Raw genomic sequence first — 17,215 nt, 5'->3', positions numbered from 1 at the left:
CGAACACGATAACGACATCACTCCATTGGAGGAGCACCCCGATGACCCACCCGACGCATCCCGACGCCGCCCTCGAGCCGATCGAGACCGCCAGCCGCGACGAACTGCAGGCGCTGCAGCTCGAGCGCCTCAAGTGGTCGCTGCGCCACGCGTACGACAACGTCCCGCACTATCGGCGCACGTTCGATGCGGCGGGCGTGCATCCGGACGACCTGAAGACGCTCGCCGATCTCGCGAAATTCCCGTTCTCGACGAAGAACGACTTGCGCGACAACTATCCGTTCGGGCTCTTCGCGGTGCCGCGCGAGCAGGTCGTGCGCGTGCATGCGTCGAGCGGCACGACGGGCAAGCCGACCGTGGTCGGCTACACCGCGCGCGACATCGACACGTGGGCGAACGTGACCGCGCGTTCGATCCGCGCGGCCGGCGGCCGCCCGGGCGACACGCTGCACAACGCGTTCGGCTATGGCCTCTTCACGGGCGGCCTCGGGATTCATTACGGCGCGGAGCGGCTCGGCTGCATGGTCGTGCCGATGTCGGGCGGGCAGACCGAGAAGCAGGTGCAGCTGATCCGCGATTTCGAGCCGAAGATCATCCTCGTCACGCCGTCGTACATGCTGAACCTGATCGACGAGATGGTGCGGCAGGGGATGGACCCGGCCGAGTCGTCGCTGAAGATCGGCATCTTCGGCGCCGAGCCGTGGACGCAGGCGTTGCGCGAGGAAGTGGAGACGCGCGTGGGCATCGATGCGCTCGACATCTACGGGCTGTCGGAAGTGATGGGCCCGGGCGTAGCGTGCGAATGCGTCGAGTCGAAGGACGGCCCGGTGATATGGGAAGACCATTTCTACCCGGAGATCATCGATCCCGTCACGGGCGAAGTGCTGCCCGACGGCAGTCAGGGCGAGCTCGTGTTCACGTCGCTGACGAAGGAGGCGATGCCGGTGATCCGCTACCGCACGCGCGACCTGACCGCGCTGCTGCCGCCGACCGCGCGCGCGATGCGCCGTCTCGCGAAAATCACCGGACGTTCCGACGACATGCTGATCGTGCGCGGCGTGAACGTGTTCCCGAGCCAGATCGAGGAGATCGTCGTCGCGCTGCCGGCGCTGTCGGGCCAGTTCCAGATCACGCTGTCGCGCGACGGTCACATGGACCGGCTCGATATCGCGGTCGAACTGCGCTCCGAGGCTGCGGCGTCCGTTACCGAAAGCGATCGCGCGGCGCTCGCGCGCGAGTTGCAGCACCGGATCAAGACAATGGTCGGCGTGTCGTCCGGCGTGACGGTGCTCGCGGCGGGCGGCATTCCCGCGACCTCGACCGGCAAGGCCCGGCGCGTGATCGACCGCCGCCAGGCCGCCTGATTCCGATGTTTGCCGTTCTACCCGAGGAAACCTGTTCGATGGATGGATTGAAGACCCTGGCCGTCGCGGTCGATGCGCGCGGCATCGCGACCGTGGCGCTGCAGCGCGGCGACGTGCTCAACGCGTTCGACGAGACGATGATCGCCGAGCTGACCGACGCATTCACGGCGCTCGGCCGGCGCGACGACGTGCGCGCGATCGTGCTGCGCTCGGACGGCCGCGCATTCTGCGCGGGCGCCGACCTGCAGTGGATGCAGCGCGCGAGCGCGAACGATGCGGCCGCGAACCTGCGTGACGCGCAGCGGTTCGCCGCGATGATGCGCGCGATCCGGCAGTGCCCGAAGCCGACGGTGGCTCGCGTGCAGGGCCACGCGTTCGGCGGCGGCGTGGGCCTGTGCGCGGCCTGCGACATCGTGATCGCGAGCGACCATGCGCGCTTTTCGGTGAGCGAGGCGCGTTTCGGAATCCTGCCGGCCGTGATCGGCCCGTATCTGGTCGAGGCGGTCGGCCAGCGCCAGGCGCGCCGGCTCGCGCTGACCGCGACACAGCTCGCCGCCGGCGAAGCCGTCGCGATCGGCCTGATCCACCAGGCCGTGCCGCTCGACGCGCTCGACGAAGCGCTCGACCGGACGCTCGCGGAGCTTGCTCGCAACGGCCCGAACGCGCTGATGGAAATCAAGCGCTTCTTCGACGCGATCGGCGAGTATCCGCCGTCGGACGAGCGCGCGGCGTTCACCGCGCAGACGATCTCCCGCGTGCGGGCGACGCCGGAGGCGAAGGAGGGTTTCGCCGCGTTCTTCGCGAAGCGGCCGCCGGCGTGGGAAGCGGGCGCCGAGTAAGGAAAAACCGCGACGATCGGCGGCTAAGCGCGCCCGGCCGCATTTTGCGTCTCGGGCGCGGGCGCTTGCTCTACAATGCGTGACCCCCGGCACGCTGCCGGCCCAGCCCCGACCGATTCTTCGCCCGATGATCGTCAACCGCCTTATCTCCGAGATCCTGTTCGGCTTCACCGGCCTGATCGGCATCATCAATCCGATCGGCATCGCGTTCCTGTTTCTCGAGCGGACCGAGGCGCTCACCGAGCACGAGCGCGACCTGCTCGCGAGGAAGGTGGCGTTCAACGCGTTCATCGTGCTGATGGTCGCGTTCTTCGCCGGCACGCCCGTGCTGCATTTCTTCGGGATCTCGATGGAGGCGCTGCGGATCGGCGGCGGCCTGGCGGTCGCGGTGGCGGGCTGGCAGATGCTGAACGAGCCCGACGTGCCGGGCGGCGGCGACACGCCGGTCAAGCCGATCGACGCGAACGCGATCATGACGCGCGCGTTCTTCCCGCTGACCGTGCCGCTGACGGTCGGCCCCGGCTCGATCTCGACCGCGATCGCGCTGAATGCGAACCGCACGCACAAGCTGTCGGAGTTCATGCTGTCGAGCATCGTATCGATTGCCGTGTCCGTGCTCGTCGCCGTGGTGATCTGGCAAACCTACAGCCGCGCCGCGCTGCTGTCGCGCTACCTCGGCACCGAAGGCACCAAGGTCGCGATGCGCGTGTCGGCGTTCCTGCTGCTGTGCATCGGCGTGCAGATCATGTTGACCGGCTTCTCCGCGTTCCTGCAGCCGATCGCCGACCAGGTCAAGTAACCCGCCCGTCCTTTTCCGCGTTGCGACCGTGCGCCCGATGCGCACGGCGTGCCGGCGTGCCGGCGTGCGTGCCCTGCGCGTTTGCGCGGCGCGGGATAACATGCGACGTCTGGCGGATGCGCGGCGCACCGTTCGCGCCCTGCGCGCCGAATGACGGCGCGCATCCGGCCGCAAGCTCAACTTCAATGACGAGGCGTGCGATGGAATACGTGAAATTCGGATCGACCGGGCTGGAAGTATCGAAACTGGTGCTGGGCTGCATGACGTTCGGCGAGCCGTCGCGCGGCACGCATCCGTGGACGCTGCCGGAAGCGGAAAGCCGCCCGATCATCCAGCGGGCGGTCGAAGCCGGCATCAACTTCTTCGATACCGCGAACATGTATTCGGACGGCACGTCGGAGGAGATCGTCGGCCGCGCGCTGCGCGATTTCACGAAGCGCGACGACGTCGTGATCGCGACCAAGGTGTTCTACCGGATGCGGCCGGGGCCGAACGGCGCGGGCCTGTCGCGCAAGGCGATCATGACCGACATCGACCAGAGCCTGAAGCGGCTCGGCACCGATTACGTCGACCTCTACCAGATTCATCGCTGGGATTACGGCACGCCGATCGAGGAGACGCTCGAGGCGCTGCACGACGTCGTGAAGGCCGGCAAGGCGCGCTATATCGGTGCGTCGTCGATGTTCGCGTGGCAGTTCGCGAAGGCGCTGTACACGTCGAAGCAGAACGGCTGGACCCGCTTCGTCAGCATGCAGAACCACCTGAACCTGCTGTATCGCGAGGAAGAGCGGGAAATGCTGCCGCTGTGCGAATCCGAGGGCATCGCGGTGATTCCGTGGAGCCCGCTCGCACGCGGCCGCCTGACGCGCAACTGGGACGAATCGTCGGAACGGCAGCAGAAGGACGACGTCGGCCAGCGGCTGTACGACGCGACGGCCGATGCGGACAAGGCGGTCGTCGACGCTGTCGCCGCGATTGCCGCCGCGCGCAACGTGCCGCGCGCGCAGGTCGCGCTCGCATGGGTCGCGCAAAAGCGCGGCGTCACCGCGCCGATCGTCGGCATCTCGAAGCCGCAGCAGCTGGACGATGCGCTCGGCGCGCTCGAGTTGAAACTGACCGACGACGAGATCGCCAAGCTCGAAGGCCCGTACGTGCCGCACGCGATCGCCGGGTTCAACTGAGCGCGGTATCTCGACGGGCGGCGCCGCGCGCCGGGATCAGCGCGCAGCGTCGAGCATCGGGTAGGTGAACAGGCCGAAGTGGACGACGTTCAGCCCCGCATGCGCGAGCGCGGAGGCGAGCAGTCCGCCGCGCCGCCACGCGAGGCCGTAGCCGACGCCGGCCGCCGTGCCGAGCACGATCCATTGCCAGCCGCCGGCCGCGTGCGCGGCGCCGAACAGCACCGCGCCGATCGCGAGCGCGGCCCACGGGCCCCATGCGAACGCGCGGAGCGCGCGCGTCAGCCCGCCTTGCACGTAGCCGCGGAACAGCGCTTCCTCGGCGAGCGTCACGAGCAGCAGGTTGTTCACGAGCCACAGCCAGCCCGACGCCGGCCATTTGGGCGCCCAGCCGACCATCCCGAACGCGAGCGCGCCGGCCAGACATGCGGCGGCCGTCGCGACGGCCGCCACTGCGCCCGTGCGCAGCGCGCGCGACAGCGCGACATCGGGTGCGACCCACGGCAGCACCCACAGCAGCCACAGGCCGACCAGCGGCTTGTCGAGATTCAGGTACATCGTGAACGGCACGGCGTCCGGCGTGAAGCGCGTCGGGGCGATCACGAGCGGATTGTGGAAACCGGGGATCAGGTGCAGGTTCAGCGCGATCGCGAGCGCGGCAAATACCGCGTGCGCGGCGATCCGCACCGCGAGCGGGCGCGCAGGCGACACGCCCCACGCGGCCGCGGCCAGCAGCGCTAGCGGCGCCAGCGCGACCGGTTCGAGCTTGCCGAACGCCAGCGCGCCGGCATAGCCGAGCACGGCCAGAATGAGGCTCAGGCCGTGCTGCGGGCGATGCCACACGAGTGCGGCGGCCGCGAACAGGGCGAGCCAGATCGTGGCGCACGGAAGGAGCGAAAGGGACATGACAGGAAACGCATAGGTCGGACAAGACGCCGCGCATCATACAGCAGGCGCGGCGACATGCCGCCGGGCCGGCGCCGGCCGGTCGGCCGTCAGCGGCCGGCGACCTCGGTGACGCCGTCGCGGGTCGGGATGTCGACGCTGTTGCGCACGCGCATCCGCCGCCGGTACCAGAATGTCCACATCAGCAGACAGCCGAACACGGTGTAGCCCATGATCGGCGACACGACCAGCACGCGCTCGACGGGCCAGGTCACGACCATCCAGCAGCGCAGCAGCATCTCCAGCGTCATGAAGGCGCCCCATACGAAGGTCATCCGGCGGAGCATCTGCCGCAGCCCCGGCTGTGCGGCCCAGACCGATTCGAAGTGCGCGGCGCCGCCGGCCATTTCCCGCGCCACGGTGGCGCGGGCCAGATAGAAGATCAGCGGACGTTCGCGGAACAGGGACAGCAGGAACACGATGCCGATCGTGCCCGACGCGAGCGACTCGCGCATCAGCAGCGTGCGCGGGCTGCCGCCGAACGCCATTCCGGCGATCGACAGCGCGATGCCGAGCAGCACGACGGCCGCCACCGCGTCGACGCGGCGCGAGCGGACGAATTCGACAATCGACCAGATGATCGGCGGAACCGCCGACGCGTAAAGCGCGCCGGTTTCGCCGAAATACGGATGCGCGACCCGGTACGCGACCCAGGGCAGCAGCAGGTTGACGAAGAGTTCGAGAATCAGGCCGGCTCGCGGTTTCACGGTACGCAATTCCACGCAGGTTGGGGCGAACGCGCGACGGGCGTGGTTGCCCGCGGTTGCCCTGAAAAGGGTTCGGTCCAGTATATCGAAGAATCGCGCCGGGCTGCGGTGTTGCAACGGCCGTTCGCCGCCGGCGCGTTGGTCACGCATCACGCATTGGGGTTGCCGGCAGCGTGATCGTGACCGTGGTGCCGTGCCGCACGACGCTATGCACGTGGATCTCGCCTGCGTGCCGTTCGACGACCGCCTTGACGAACGCCATGCCGAGCCCGACGCCGCCGGTTTCCGGTTGTCCTGCGGTGCGAAAGCGCCGGTAGCGCTCGAACAGCCGCGTCTGGTCCGTGCTGCTGATCCCGCATCCGCTGTCGCGAATCGTGCAGCGCACGGTCTTGCCGTCGGCGCTCGGCTCGACCCGGCATTCGACGCTCGTCAGCGATGCGCTGTACTTGATCGCGTTGTCCAGCAGGTTGATCAGCGCGCGCGACAGCAGGGCCGGGTCGCCGAGCACGATCGCGTCGTCGCGGCGCGGCACGTCGTCCATCGAAATGAGCTTCTGGTGCGCGTGCGGCCACACCGCGTCGCGCGCCTCGTTCATCAGGTCGGCGAGGTTGACCGGCACGCGCTCGTATTCGCTGGCCTCCGCACGCGACAGCTGAGCGAAACCGTCGGCCATCGCCAGCGTGTGCCGCACGAGTTTGCCGATTCTCGCGAACTGCCGCTTCTTCTGCGCGTCGTCCGCATGCTGTTCCTGCGTGGCGATCAGGATGATCAGCGACGTCAGCGGCGCGCGCATGTCGTGCGAGAACAGCGTCAGCATGTCGTTGCGCTGGCGCTCGAGCATGTCGCGGCGTACGTAAGCGTTGCGCAAGATTTCCAGCGCTTGATGAATGCGGGTGATCTCGGGCGCGATTCCGCGCGGCATCGCGACGTGAGCCGTATCGCCGTTGCTGAGCGCGATGATCCGGCGGCCGAGCGTATCGAGCGGCTTCGACAGCAGCCGCTGCGTGCCGCGCGCGAGCGAGAACAGGATCGCGATGCTGAGCGCCGTCGCGAACGCCGACATCGCAACCTTGATCCGGGCCGTGTTCCGGTCCGAAATGACACGACGCCGGGCAACGTCGATGACACGGTCGCGCAGCAGTTCGCACGGCCGGAAGTACGGGACGATCGTCCTGGAAAAATCGGCGGCGCTCATCGTGTAGGCGCCAGTCTGGCCGTTCGCGACGATCGTGTCGACGAGCGGGAGAAGATGAGTGTCGAACGCCGCGTTCAGCTGTGCATACTCGCGCGCCACGTCGACATCGTCGAGCTGCGCGCCGATCGCGCCGTCGACCAATGCGCGCAATTGCTCGATGCGTCCGCGCATCCGCATGATGTCCGCGAACTGCGCGCGGTCGAGCGGCTGCCGCGCGAACATCGGGGCAATGAGCAGCGAACCCGTGCGCCCCGCGTATTCCCGGAGGTCGCTCAGCAGCCGCGCCAGCAGGATCGCGCCCGACGTGTGCGGGTCGCGCATTGCCGTATCGGTCATCGCGCCGTCGATCAGTAACGAAACCGTGTCGACGGCCCGGAACAGGTGCGCCTGCGCGTGCTGGATATCGTGAACGGTCCGTGACGCGAGCGGCCGTGCGTCGAGCGCGTCGACTTCCGCGCGTGCGTCGGCGAGCGTGACCCGGATCGCGTCGAGCGCGTGCAGCAGGTTGCCGCGCTTGCGATCGTCGAGTGCGCTCGCCTGCCCGATGCCGGCGCGAAAGTGTTCGAGCGCCTCGTCGGATCGCGCACGCGCGGCGAGCAGGTTGCGCACTTCCGTCGCTTCGTCGTGCTGCAGGCGTACCAGCAGGTCGTTCGTCGGGCCGCGCTCGGCCGAGATCATGTTGGCCGCGACCATCGCGCCGTGGATTAATTCGAAGCCTTGCAGGTCGGCGTTTTCCTGCCGGTATTGCCGGAAACTTCCCCAGACGATCGTGCCGCACAGCAAGGCCAGCAGCGTGGTGACGAGCGCGAAGCCGATATGCGTCTTCTGCTGGATCGTCAGCGATCGACCGTTGTTTGCGTATTCCCGATTAAATGACATATTCATGACGCGTCATGTTTGCAAGCTATCCCGGGTAGGCCCGGGTTCTCGGCCTGTCGGCGCCGTTGCGCCGTGAGGTTCAACAGGTATTTCGCCGTCACGCGGCGGCAACGATCCTGACCGGGATGCCGGATCGCGCGTTGCACAGGATCGCCTTGCGCCACCTTCCTGTCGACACCGGATGAATCGTGCTTGACTCGGGGGAAACCCTGATCTCTGGTTCGACGGGTGGGGTGTTGCGGCTAATGGTTTGGATTGCGAATGTTTTGAATCGCCGTGTATGGCCGGAGAACGGCTTGAAATCGCTTCGGATGACGACAGCAGGGAAGAGGGCGCTGGAGGGGAATCGTTCGGCAAACGTTTGCGTCGCCCATGTGCGGGGCGACTCTTGCGGGAGGAACAACGGCACGCGTGCCGCGGCACGAATCGTTGCCGCGGCCGCGTGCGCCGTCAGGCGACGGCAGGCTGGACGATGATTTTCACGTTCCGGTCCTTGTGGTTGACCAGTTCTTCGAAGCCTTGCGTGACGATGTCGCCGAGCGCGATGCGTCCGGTGATGAGCGGCTGCACGTCGATGCGGCCGTCCGCGATGAAGCGGATCACGTCCGCGAATTCGCCGTTGTATGCGAGCGAGCCGATCACTTCCTTCTCGGTCGACACGATGTCGAAGAAGTTGAACGACGTCGGTTCCTCGAAGATGCCGACCATCACCGACTTGCCGGCCTTGCGGATCACGTCGATCGCCAGTTTCGCGGTGGCCGTGTGCCCGATGCACTCGAACGACACGTCGGCGCCGTAGCCGCCCGTCAGCGCCTTGACTTCCGCGATCGCGTCGGACGTCTTCGGATCGATGACGACGCTCGCGCCGACCTCCAGCGCCTTCTGCTTGCGCGCGGCCGACATTTCGAGCGCGATCACGCGCCCGGCGCCGGCGGCCTTCGCGCACATGATCGTGCACAGGCCGATCGTGCCCGCGCCGACCACGACGACGGTCTGCCCGACGATGTTGCCGGCTTTCTTCACCGCGTGCAGCCCGACCGCGAGCGGTTCGATCAGCGCGCCGGCTTCGGTCGGGAAGTTGTCGGGCAGCTTGTACAGCAGCTCGGCCGGCACGTTCACGTATTCGGCGAACGCGCCGTTGTTCATCAGCCCGGTGAACGCGAGGTTTTCGCAGATGTTGTACAGCCCGTGCCTGCAATACCAGCAGGTGCCGCAATGCTGGCACGCATCGGCCGTCACGCGGTCGCCGACCGCGAAGCCCGTCACGCCCGCGCCGAGTTCGGCGATCTCGCCGCTGAACTCGTGGCCGAGGATGCACTGGCCCTTCAATCCCGTCAGCGGATGCGGCGCATCGACCGGGATGAACACGGGGCCCGCGACGTATTCGTGCAGGTCGGAGCCGCAGATGCCGCACCAGTGCACGCGAATCGTGACCCAGCCGGCCGGCGGGCGCTCCGGAACGGGAACCTCTTCGACGCGGATGTCGTGGCGGCCGCGCCAGACGGCGGCTTTCATGCTGCGGGCGGTAGTCGGTGCCGGTGTACTCACGTTGCTGTCTCCGTCAGGTTGTCGTCGGGCGTGAGGCGTCGCTGCCGGTGCGCCCGTCGCGCGATTGCGCGATCGAACGGTATGCAGGAACGGGGCCAGCGTGAATCGGGGCGGTGCGGGGTGGTCGGAGAGGGGCGGAAGAGTGCGATGCACTATTGCGCTACACGTTTGCAGGAAGCGATAAGACGAGAGTCCGTGCGTGAATTTGCTGCGGTTGCGAAGTCGCGGGCCGGGTGAGACGCCGGGACGTTCGTCTCAGCGAAATGAGACGAATCGCGAGACGAACGGCGTTGGTGCGATTCGAAGCGCGCTCAGGCGACGACTTCGTCCACCGCGACCGGCGCGAGCGGCGTGAATCCGGCGGCGCGGTACAGCGGCTGACCGGCCTCGGTCGACACGAGCCACACACGCCGCGCGCCACGTTGGCGCGCGTGCGCGACGATCGCGGCGAGCAACTGCATTGCGAGGCCACGGCGCCGGTATGCGTCCGCCGTCCCGACCCGGTCGACGACGATATCGCGCGCCGACGCGAAGCCGTAGCGCGCGGTGGCCGCGATTTGCTCGTCCAGCCGGTGCGCGAACAGGAACGCGGCCGGATTCGGCCGGAGCGGCGGAAATGGGGCGCTCGCATTGAACGCGTCGATATCACCCGACGTGCGACAGGCGAGTGCTTTCGCGAGGGCGTCGTCGCCGGACAGCACGCCGATATCGGCGGCCATGAAATGCTCGTCCGACAGCCGGCGCGTCCTGCCTTGCAGCGCGGGCGGCAGCGGCGCGGCGCCATAGCGCGTGATCCATGCGCCGACGGCGAACGGGCCGTCGCTGCACACGGGCGCGCCCTCGATCATGAAATGCTCGAAAGGCCGGCCCATGCCGCCATCGAACTGTACGACGTGGCCGTCCGGGCTGTCGTGCAGCGGCGCGTCGCGCCGGTCGCGCGCGGCGCAGTACCCGGCGATGAAGGTGCGCACGGCGGCCTTGCGGTGGAGGAAGGTCGACCAGACCGAGTCGAGCGGAAGCGTGGCGTCAGCGGGGGAGGCAGTCGGCATGCGTATGTACGCGGCGGCGTCGGGGCGAAGCCGACAGCTTAGATCAGGATGCCGTCGCTGTCGCGCCGGCCCATTACAGCGATCGGCGAAACGCATCGTTGCGCAACTTTTCCTTTACTTGAAGTGAACTTCAATTTGTATCATGTGCGCCAGTCCGATCGCGGCCGCCGTCGCCGGCGCGGCGATCGGACTAGCGCCGGTGCCGTTCAACCTGCACGTCAATCCTTCAAGCATGCCGAACACCATGGAAAGCCCGATCTGCGAAGAAGATGTGTCGTGCGAAGCGCCGGCATCTGGCGAACACGATGCGATGCCACTGCACGGCGGCGGCGTCGGGCATCCGCTCGTGACGATCGGCCCCGCGCCGGTTCGGGAGCATGCCGCGGCCGCGGTGTCGCCGTTGCGCCCGCAACTGTTCGTCACGGTGCTCGAGGCCGGTGATGACGGATTGCTGATTCGCTGGGTCGAGAGCGGCCGTTGCCATTACGGCGAGCAGCGCTGGCGCCTGCGTGTCGCATTGCAGCCGGGCCGCTGTGCGATCTCGGGGCGGTCGATCGAGCCCGGCGAGCCGGTGTTCCGGCCGGTGCGGCGGCCCGTGCCCGCGAATGGCGACGAGATGATCTGCCCGGCGTCGGTGCCGTGCGCGGCCGGCGCGGCGCGGGCGGACGTTGCGCCCGAGGACGACGCTTCACGGGACCCGGCCGACGTTCTCGACTGAACGCCGGCCGGCCGCTGCGCCGCGTTACTTCTTCAGATCGTGCCGGTACTGGATGAACCCGGCATTGTTCGCGAGCCTGTCGTACAGCGCGCGCGCGGTCGTGTTGGTTTCATGCGTGAGCCAGTACACGCGGCTCGCGCCGGCTTCGCGGGCGCGTTCGTACACGGCCTCGATCAGCGCGCCGCCCGCGCCTTGCCCGCGTGCGTCGGGCGCCGTGTACAGGTCCTGCAGGTAGCAGTACGGCCCTTCGGTCCAGCACGAGCGGTGGTAGATCGAATGCACGATCCCGACCAGCGCGCCCGATGCGTCGAATGCACCGAGCACGAACATCGGCTCGGCTGGATCCATCAGGCGCGCCCACGTCGTCGCGAACACGGCATCGCTCAGCGCGGTGTCGTAGAACTTCTGATAACCCTGCCACAGCGGGCGCCACGCAGCTTCGTCGGCGGCGACGAGCGGGCGCACCGTGACGCGCGTCGCGTCGTTCGCGCGGGCGGCCGCGTCGCGCGCGTTCGCCTGCGCGTGGCGGATCGCGGTGAGCGACCGGCGCTGCTCGCCCTGTGCGTCGAAGTTCTCCGGCGCGAGCCACGCGTCGAACGCGGCGCGTACAGCCGGCCATTCGCCGTCGACGATCGAATACCACGCGGTGTCGCGACTGCGGCCCTTGTAGACGATCGCCTGCCGGAACGTGCCTTCGTAGCGGAAGCCGAGCCGCGCGGCCGCCTTGCGCGACGGCGCGTTCAGGTCGTCGCATTTCCATTCGTAGCGCCGGTAGCCGAGCGTGTCGAACGCGTACTTCATCAGCAGGTACTGCGCTTCGGTCGACACGGGCGTGCGCTTGAGCAGCGGCGAGAACGTGACGGAGCCGACCTCGATCACGCCGTTGGCCGGATCGATGCGCATCAGCGCGAGCGTGCCGACCGCACGGCCCGTGGCAACGTCGATCACCGTGTAGTGCAGCGGATCGGCGCTCGCCTGCGCACCGCGCGCGTAGTCGCGGTAGCCCGATTCGTCGGCGTACGGCCCGTGCGCGAGATAGGTCCAGTCGCTGCCGTCGGGCGCCTGCGCGTAGGCCGCATACAGGTCGGCCGCGTGACGCTCGGCGTCGAGCGGCTCGAGCCGGCAGTAGCGGCCCTCGAGCACGATGCGCTCGGGGCGTGGGCGCGCGGACCAGTCGGGAACGGGGTGGCCGATGGGTTGCTGGAAGGCGTTGGTGAGCGTGGACAAGGTCGATCTCGCTTCGGTTGGCGGCCGGCGACATGCCGGCATGCAGACGATCGTAGTCGCGGTGAGGTACCATGAAAAGCGCCACATATCGGCAAATTTATGGTGCCACGCCACGGGCGCCACTAGCCGTGCGCCGTGCTCCGACACTTTCACGCTGCGATGTTCCGATGACGACTGCCTTTCCTTCCGGCGACTCTCCGTTGCTGCCGCTCGACGCGCCGCTGGCGCGCACGCCGGGCGCGCCTTCGCTGCAGCGCCAGTTGCTGCGCCGCGTGCGCGACGCGATTCTCGGCGGTGCGATGCCCGCCGGCACGCGGCTGCCCGGCACGCGCGCGCTGGCCGAGACGCTCGGCGTGTCGCGCAATACGACGGCCGCCGTCTACGAGCAGCTCGTTGCCGAAGGCTTCCTGCAGTCCGACCGCCGCGGCACGCGCGTGGTCGGGCTGTCGCGGCCGGCGCCGCCGCGCCGGCGTGCCGCGCCGCCGGCCGTCGCGCAGCGGCTCGGCCGGATTCGCCCGAGCCTCGTCGGCAGCGGCGAATCGGAGGGCTTCCGGCCGGGCGTGCCCGCGCTGTCGCATTTCCCGGTGGATGCGTGGCGGCACGCGATCGACCGCGCGCTGCGCCGTGCCGCCCGCGACTTGCTCGCCTATGGCGATCCGCTCGGCGAACGCGCGCTGCGCGAATCGATCGCGCGGCACCTGGCCGTGACGCGCGGCGTGCGCTGCGATCCCGAGCAGATCGTGATCACCGAAGGCGCGCAGGGCGCGATTGCGCTGTGCGCGCAGTTGCTGACGAACCCGGGCGAGACGGTGTGGGTCGAGGAGCCCGGCTATCGCGGCGCGCGCACCGCGATGCAGGCAGCCGACCTCGATGTCGTGCCGATGCCGGTCGACGCCGAAGGGCTGCGCGCGGAAGAGGACGACTGGCGCGAGCGGACGCCGCGCCTCGTCTATACGACGCCGTCGAACCAGTTCCCGACCGGCGCCGTGCTGTCGATCTCGCGGCGGCTCGCGCTGATCGATGCCGCGCGCCGGCATCGCGCGTGGATCATCGAGGACGACTACGACAGCGAATTCCGTCACACCGGCGAGCCGATCGGCGCGATGCACGGGCTCGCGCCCGATTCGCCGGTGGTCTATCTCGGCTCGTTCAGCAAGACGATGTTTCCGGCGCTGCGGATCGGTTTTCTGGTGCTGCCCGAGGCGCTGCTGGCCGCCGTGCGGACGGTGTTGCCGGAGATGCTGCGCGGCGGCACGCGCCATGTGCAGCTCGCGCTGGCCGATTTCATCGAGACGGGCGAATACGGCCGGCATCTGGGGCGGATGCGCCGGCTGTATCGCGACCGGCGTCGGTTGCTGCTCGCCGCGCTCGACGGCAGCCTGAGCGTGCCGCACCAGGTCGAGGGCGGGCCGTGCGGATTGCATCTCGCGCTGCGGCTGCCCGCGCGTTACCGCGACCGCGCGATCGTCGACGCGGCGCGCGCGCATGGCATCGGGCCGTTTCCGCTGTCGGGTTTTTCGATTCATGCGGAGTCGGCGGCCAACGGGCTCGTGCTCGGCTTCGGCAATACGTCGGCCGATGCGTTCGAGCCGATGTTGCGGACGTTGTCGGCGATCGCGGAGCGGGTCGGCGGGGATTGAACGGTCGCCGGACTTGTGCGGATTGACGAATCGCGCGCTTTGTTCGAAACGAACGCCGTCGCGGCTCCGCGGCCGCTGAATCACCCGGCATGCGGGTTTCGATTCGTATGTTTCATCGGGCCGCGTGGAGTATAAATGGATGCGTGTACCGGTGCTTGTCGGGTGCCTGCGCGTCTCGCGCAAGTCGGCGCCGCGACTGCCGGGGGAGGTGCACCGTGGTTCGCCAGACGCTTGCTCGCGCCGTGCTTCGCACCGCGTTGATCGGCGGCGTGTTTGCCGGTTTCTTGCTACCGCCGCCAGCCGCCATTGCGGGGACCCTCGCACCGCCCGTCAAACCTGCCATGAAGGAAAGGCCGGCCGCCGCGCCTTACGCGATGCCGGTCGATTTTCCGGCGATCGTCGACCGCTACGGCCCGGCGGTCGTGACCATCATGACCGCCGCGCCCGACCAGCAGGCCGGCGGGCCGTCCTTCGCGATGCTCGATCCCGACGATCCGCTTGCCGCGTTCTTCCGGCGCGGCGCGCCGGCGCCCGCGCAGGGCTCGCAGGCGCCGCCGCCCGACACGGCGCTGCGCGCGGTATCGGGCAGCGGCTCGGGATTCATCGTCAGCGCCGACGGCCTGATCCTGACGTCCGCGCACGTGGTCGACGATGCGACCGACGTGACGGTGCGGCTCACCGACCGCCGCGAATTCAAGGCGACGGTGCTGGCCGTCGATCCGCAAAGCGACGTCGCCGTGTTGCGTGTCAGCGCAACGAAGCTGCCGTTCGTGCGCATCGGCGATTCGGCGAAGGTGCGTGCGGGCGAACCGGTGATGACGATCGGTGCGCCGGACGGATCGGGCAACACGGTCACGGCCGGCATCGTCAGCGCGACGTCGCACCGGCTGCCGGACGGCAGCGCGTTTCCGTTCTTCGAAACCGATATCGCGCCGAATCCCGACAACTCGGGCGGCCCCGTGTTCAATCGCGCGGGCGACGTGATCGGCATCGCGGTGCAGGTCTATACGGGCGCCGACCGCTACGCGAGCATGACGTTCGCGATCCCGATCGCGTTCGCGGCAAAGGTGCGTGCGCAGCTACAGACGCAGATGCAGGCGCAACAGGCGCAGGCTCAGGCGCCGGCGCAGGGCGCGCCGTCAGTCAACGCGTTCGGCGTCGACGTGCAGGATGTCGGCATCGGGCTGGCCGCGGCGTTCGGGCTGCCGCGTCCGGCGGGCGCGCTCGTCAACGGCGTCGCGTCCGGTTCGCCGGCCGCCGCGGCCGGCGTGAAGCCCGGCGATGTGATCGTGAAGCTGGGCGACAAGGCGATCGGCCGCTCGGCCGAACTGAACGACCTGGCCGCCGCGCTGTCACCCGGCGAGAAGGTGTCGCTGCGGGTGATTCGCAAGCGCGCGCCGGTGATGCTGACGATCACGGGCGCCGACGACGCGGCCGGCAGCGCGGGCACGACAGTCGGCATGGTTGCGCCGAAGGCCGCTGCACGGCCGGGGCCGGCGGCGGGCGAAGGCGGCGATCGCCTGGGGCTGACGATGCATGCGCTGAGCGACGACGAGCGCCGCTCGACGGGGCTCGCTGTCGGGATGATGGTGGACGCGGTGCACGGCCCGGCAGCGAGGGCGGGCATCCAGCCGGGCGATGTCGTGCTCGAGATCAACGACACGCTGCTCGAGACGCCAGACGACGTGCAGTCGCTCGAAGCGAACGGCAGCGTGATCGCGCTGCTGATCCAGCGTAATAACGCGCGGAAGTTCGTGTCGGTGCGGGTGCGGTAGGGCGGCGTGGCTGGCGTCGTGCGGCTGTCATCGTCCAGTATCGCTGGCAGACGGTCAGGCATTCAGGAGCCGTTCCGAATGAAAGCGGCGTTCTTTATCGTAGTTGTACGCTGGCGCAGGGTCCGGTAGCGGTGCCGAGCGGGCACTCATGCGCCCACGACTCGTTCGGGGGCTTTTTTGGGGGGCTTCGTGGAATTCAGTGGGTGTCGCTTGCCGACCCGGAGCGGTCCTATGCACTTGAGGGGAAGCGATGGCCGGTTCTAAGCTGCAACGGTCGTGCGCACTGTACGCCTGCGGGCGTCTAGGAGCGGTCGCTGGGCGAACGGCGGTACCTATCAAATCCTATTCTGGTATTCTCGGCGACGCATCGAACAATGGACCGACACATGGGATACAAATTCGAAAGCGCGCTTCTTACGGCGTATCTCTCGCATGAAGCTTCGGCGCGGTTTCCGGACTATCTCGCCTCGGTGGCACTGGAGTTGAGTGAACAGGTCCGAGGTTACGACTTCACTGAAACGGCGCAAGACGGTCGAATCCACGTGAGGATGTTCGAACACAAACTCGAAGATACGCAGAGATTCGTCGATTGGTCTGTCGAGATATGGAATCAGATTTGGCGTTCCGCCCATCGGTCCCGCAAGATTTCCACGGATGAGTGTCTTGCGAATATCGTGCTTCGAGACGGAGGTACGCCTCTCGAATCTCTCTTGGTCATGTTTGAAAGTTGGCACGAGTGTAGCGAGTCGGACGATGGTCCTTACCTCTCGCTGGCGAGGTATTCAGTTCTCGAATTTTCGGAAGAACCATTTGCGACGATAGGGAATCTCTGTGCGGCTACTGGTTTGGCGGTTTTAGATCAGTTGATCGTGCACTTCAAGTCGAAAAACAAGGAACGTGCGCTGTACGAGCTAGGACTGGCATGGCAGTTCGCGTCGATTGCGCGTTGGAGCAACCATATGGAAATGGCCTTGTACTTCGAGATGGAGTCTAGCCGTGAGCGCATGGCGCGCGCTGCAAGAGCAAGGCATACGAAATCTCCGATCCAGATAGTGAAGCATAAGGTGTACGAACTGTGGCAGATGTGGGAGCAGTCTCCCTCAAAGTATCCAAGTGCGGCGGCCTTCGCTCGCGATATGTGCGACAAATGGCCTGAATCGCTCCAAAGTGAGGTCGTTATTGCTCGCTGGGTGCGGGACTGGAGAAAAAAGAAGGCGGGATAGCACCCTGCATGTAGGGTGCGCACCGAGCGAGCAAATTGCGCATCCTACATGCACTGGGCTTCCACTACGCGACTCGTAGACAGACACTGACGACAAGATCAGTTCTATGAGGTCACAGAATGACAAAAA

At 67.7% G+C, this 17,215-nt stretch carries 14 protein-coding genes; 8 read left to right on the top strand and 6 right to left on the bottom strand.

Annotation, left to right across the window (positions count from 1 at the left end; translation table 11 throughout):
* Positions 1 to 41 precede the first annotated feature (41 nt).
* From paaK to KVT39_RS02205, 4 genes are all read left to right on the top strand, one after another.
* Positions 42 to 1,364, top strand: coding sequence for a phenylacetate--CoA ligase PaaK (paaK, locus tag KVT39_RS02220; RefSeq protein WP_217587632.1), 1,323 nt, complete (start codon positions 42 to 44; stop codon positions 1,362 to 1,364).
* A gap of 38 nt (positions 1,365 to 1,402) precedes the next feature.
* Positions 1,403 to 2,203 carry an enoyl-CoA hydratase-related protein gene (locus tag KVT39_RS02215; protein ID WP_217587621.1) on the top strand — a complete coding sequence of 267 codons (801 nt, stop codon included), beginning with the start codon at positions 1,403 to 1,405 and terminating at the stop codon, positions 2,201 to 2,203.
* Between the two features lie 127 nt (positions 2,204 to 2,330).
* Positions 2,331 to 3,002 carry a MarC family protein gene (locus KVT39_RS02210; RefSeq protein WP_034180232.1) on the top strand — a complete coding sequence of 224 codons (672 nt, stop codon included), beginning with the start codon at positions 2,331 to 2,333 and terminating at the stop codon, positions 3,000 to 3,002.
* A 200-nt stretch (positions 3,003 to 3,202) separates the two neighbouring features.
* Entirely contained in the window at positions 3,203 to 4,183 is a 981-nt protein-coding gene (locus KVT39_RS02205; RefSeq protein ID WP_217587617.1) for an aldo/keto reductase, read from the top strand.
* Between the two features lie 36 nt (positions 4,184 to 4,219).
* Here KVT39_RS02205 and KVT39_RS02200 read toward each other — a convergent pair whose 3' ends face one another.
* From KVT39_RS02200 to KVT39_RS02180, 5 genes are all read right to left on the bottom strand, one after another.
* On the bottom strand, positions 4,220 to 5,086 hold the full coding sequence (locus KVT39_RS02200) for a CPBP family intramembrane glutamic endopeptidase (RefSeq protein ID WP_217587612.1): 867 nt from the start codon (positions 5,084 to 5,086) through the stop codon (positions 4,220 to 4,222).
* A gap of 89 nt (positions 5,087 to 5,175) precedes the next feature.
* Positions 5,176 to 5,832: a VC0807 family protein gene (locus tag KVT39_RS02195; protein WP_072439081.1), complete on the bottom strand. Its 657-nt coding sequence runs from the start codon at positions 5,830 to 5,832 to the stop codon at positions 5,176 to 5,178.
* A gap of 142 nt (positions 5,833 to 5,974) precedes the next feature.
* The gene (locus tag KVT39_RS02190) at positions 5,975 to 7,912 is read right to left on the bottom strand and encodes a HAMP domain-containing histidine kinase (RefSeq protein ID WP_217587523.1); all 1,938 of its coding nucleotides are present in this window, start codon (positions 7,910 to 7,912) and stop codon (positions 5,975 to 5,977) included.
* 444 nt (positions 7,913 to 8,356) lie between these two features.
* Positions 8,357 to 9,421 (bottom strand): 2,3-butanediol dehydrogenase, encoded by a 1,065-nt coding sequence (locus KVT39_RS02185; RefSeq protein ID WP_034180228.1) that lies wholly within the window; start codon positions 9,419 to 9,421, stop codon positions 8,357 to 8,359.
* A gap of 344 nt (positions 9,422 to 9,765) precedes the next feature.
* On the bottom strand, positions 9,766 to 10,503 hold the full coding sequence (locus KVT39_RS02180; RefSeq protein ID WP_217587516.1) for a GNAT family N-acetyltransferase: 738 nt from the start codon (positions 10,501 to 10,503) through the stop codon (positions 9,766 to 9,768).
* Positions 10,504 to 10,735: 232 nt separating this feature from the next.
* Between KVT39_RS02180 and KVT39_RS02175 the strand changes: the two genes are divergently transcribed.
* Positions 10,736 to 11,221: a DUF3331 domain-containing protein gene (locus KVT39_RS02175; RefSeq protein ID WP_217587938.1), complete on the top strand. Its 486-nt coding sequence runs from the start codon at positions 10,736 to 10,738 to the stop codon at positions 11,219 to 11,221.
* A gap of 24 nt (positions 11,222 to 11,245) precedes the next feature.
* Here the strand turns inward: KVT39_RS02175 and KVT39_RS02170 are convergent, their stop codons facing one another.
* Positions 11,246 to 12,448: a GNAT family N-acetyltransferase gene (locus tag KVT39_RS02170; protein ID WP_217587514.1), complete on the bottom strand. Its 1,203-nt coding sequence runs from the start codon at positions 12,446 to 12,448 to the stop codon at positions 11,246 to 11,248.
* Between the two features lie 167 nt (positions 12,449 to 12,615).
* Between KVT39_RS02170 and KVT39_RS02165 the strand changes: the two genes are divergently transcribed.
* The 3 genes from KVT39_RS02165 (at position 12,616) to KVT39_RS02155 (ending at position 17,086) form a co-directional block, all read left to right on the top strand.
* Positions 12,616 to 14,088: a PLP-dependent aminotransferase family protein gene (locus KVT39_RS02165; RefSeq protein WP_217587506.1), complete on the top strand. Its 1,473-nt coding sequence runs from the start codon at positions 12,616 to 12,618 to the stop codon at positions 14,086 to 14,088.
* A gap of 215 nt (positions 14,089 to 14,303) precedes the next feature.
* A complete protein-coding gene (locus tag KVT39_RS02160; RefSeq protein ID WP_217587504.1) occupies positions 14,304 to 15,863 on the top strand; it encodes a trypsin-like peptidase domain-containing protein in 1,560 nt (519 codons plus the stop codon).
* A gap of 386 nt (positions 15,864 to 16,249) precedes the next feature.
* A complete protein-coding gene (locus tag KVT39_RS02155) occupies positions 16,250 to 17,086 on the top strand; it encodes a hypothetical protein (protein ID WP_217587502.1) in 837 nt (278 codons plus the stop codon).
* Positions 17,087 to 17,215: the final 129 nt, after the last annotated feature.

It is taken from the genome of Burkholderia sp. GbtcB21, assembly GCF_019091065.1.
GTDB classification, from domain to species: Bacteria; Pseudomonadota; Gammaproteobacteria; order Burkholderiales; family Burkholderiaceae; genus Burkholderia; species Burkholderia pyrrocinia_C.
Note: the sequence above shows the minus strand (reverse complement) of the source record. Positions and strands in the feature narration are given on the sequence as shown.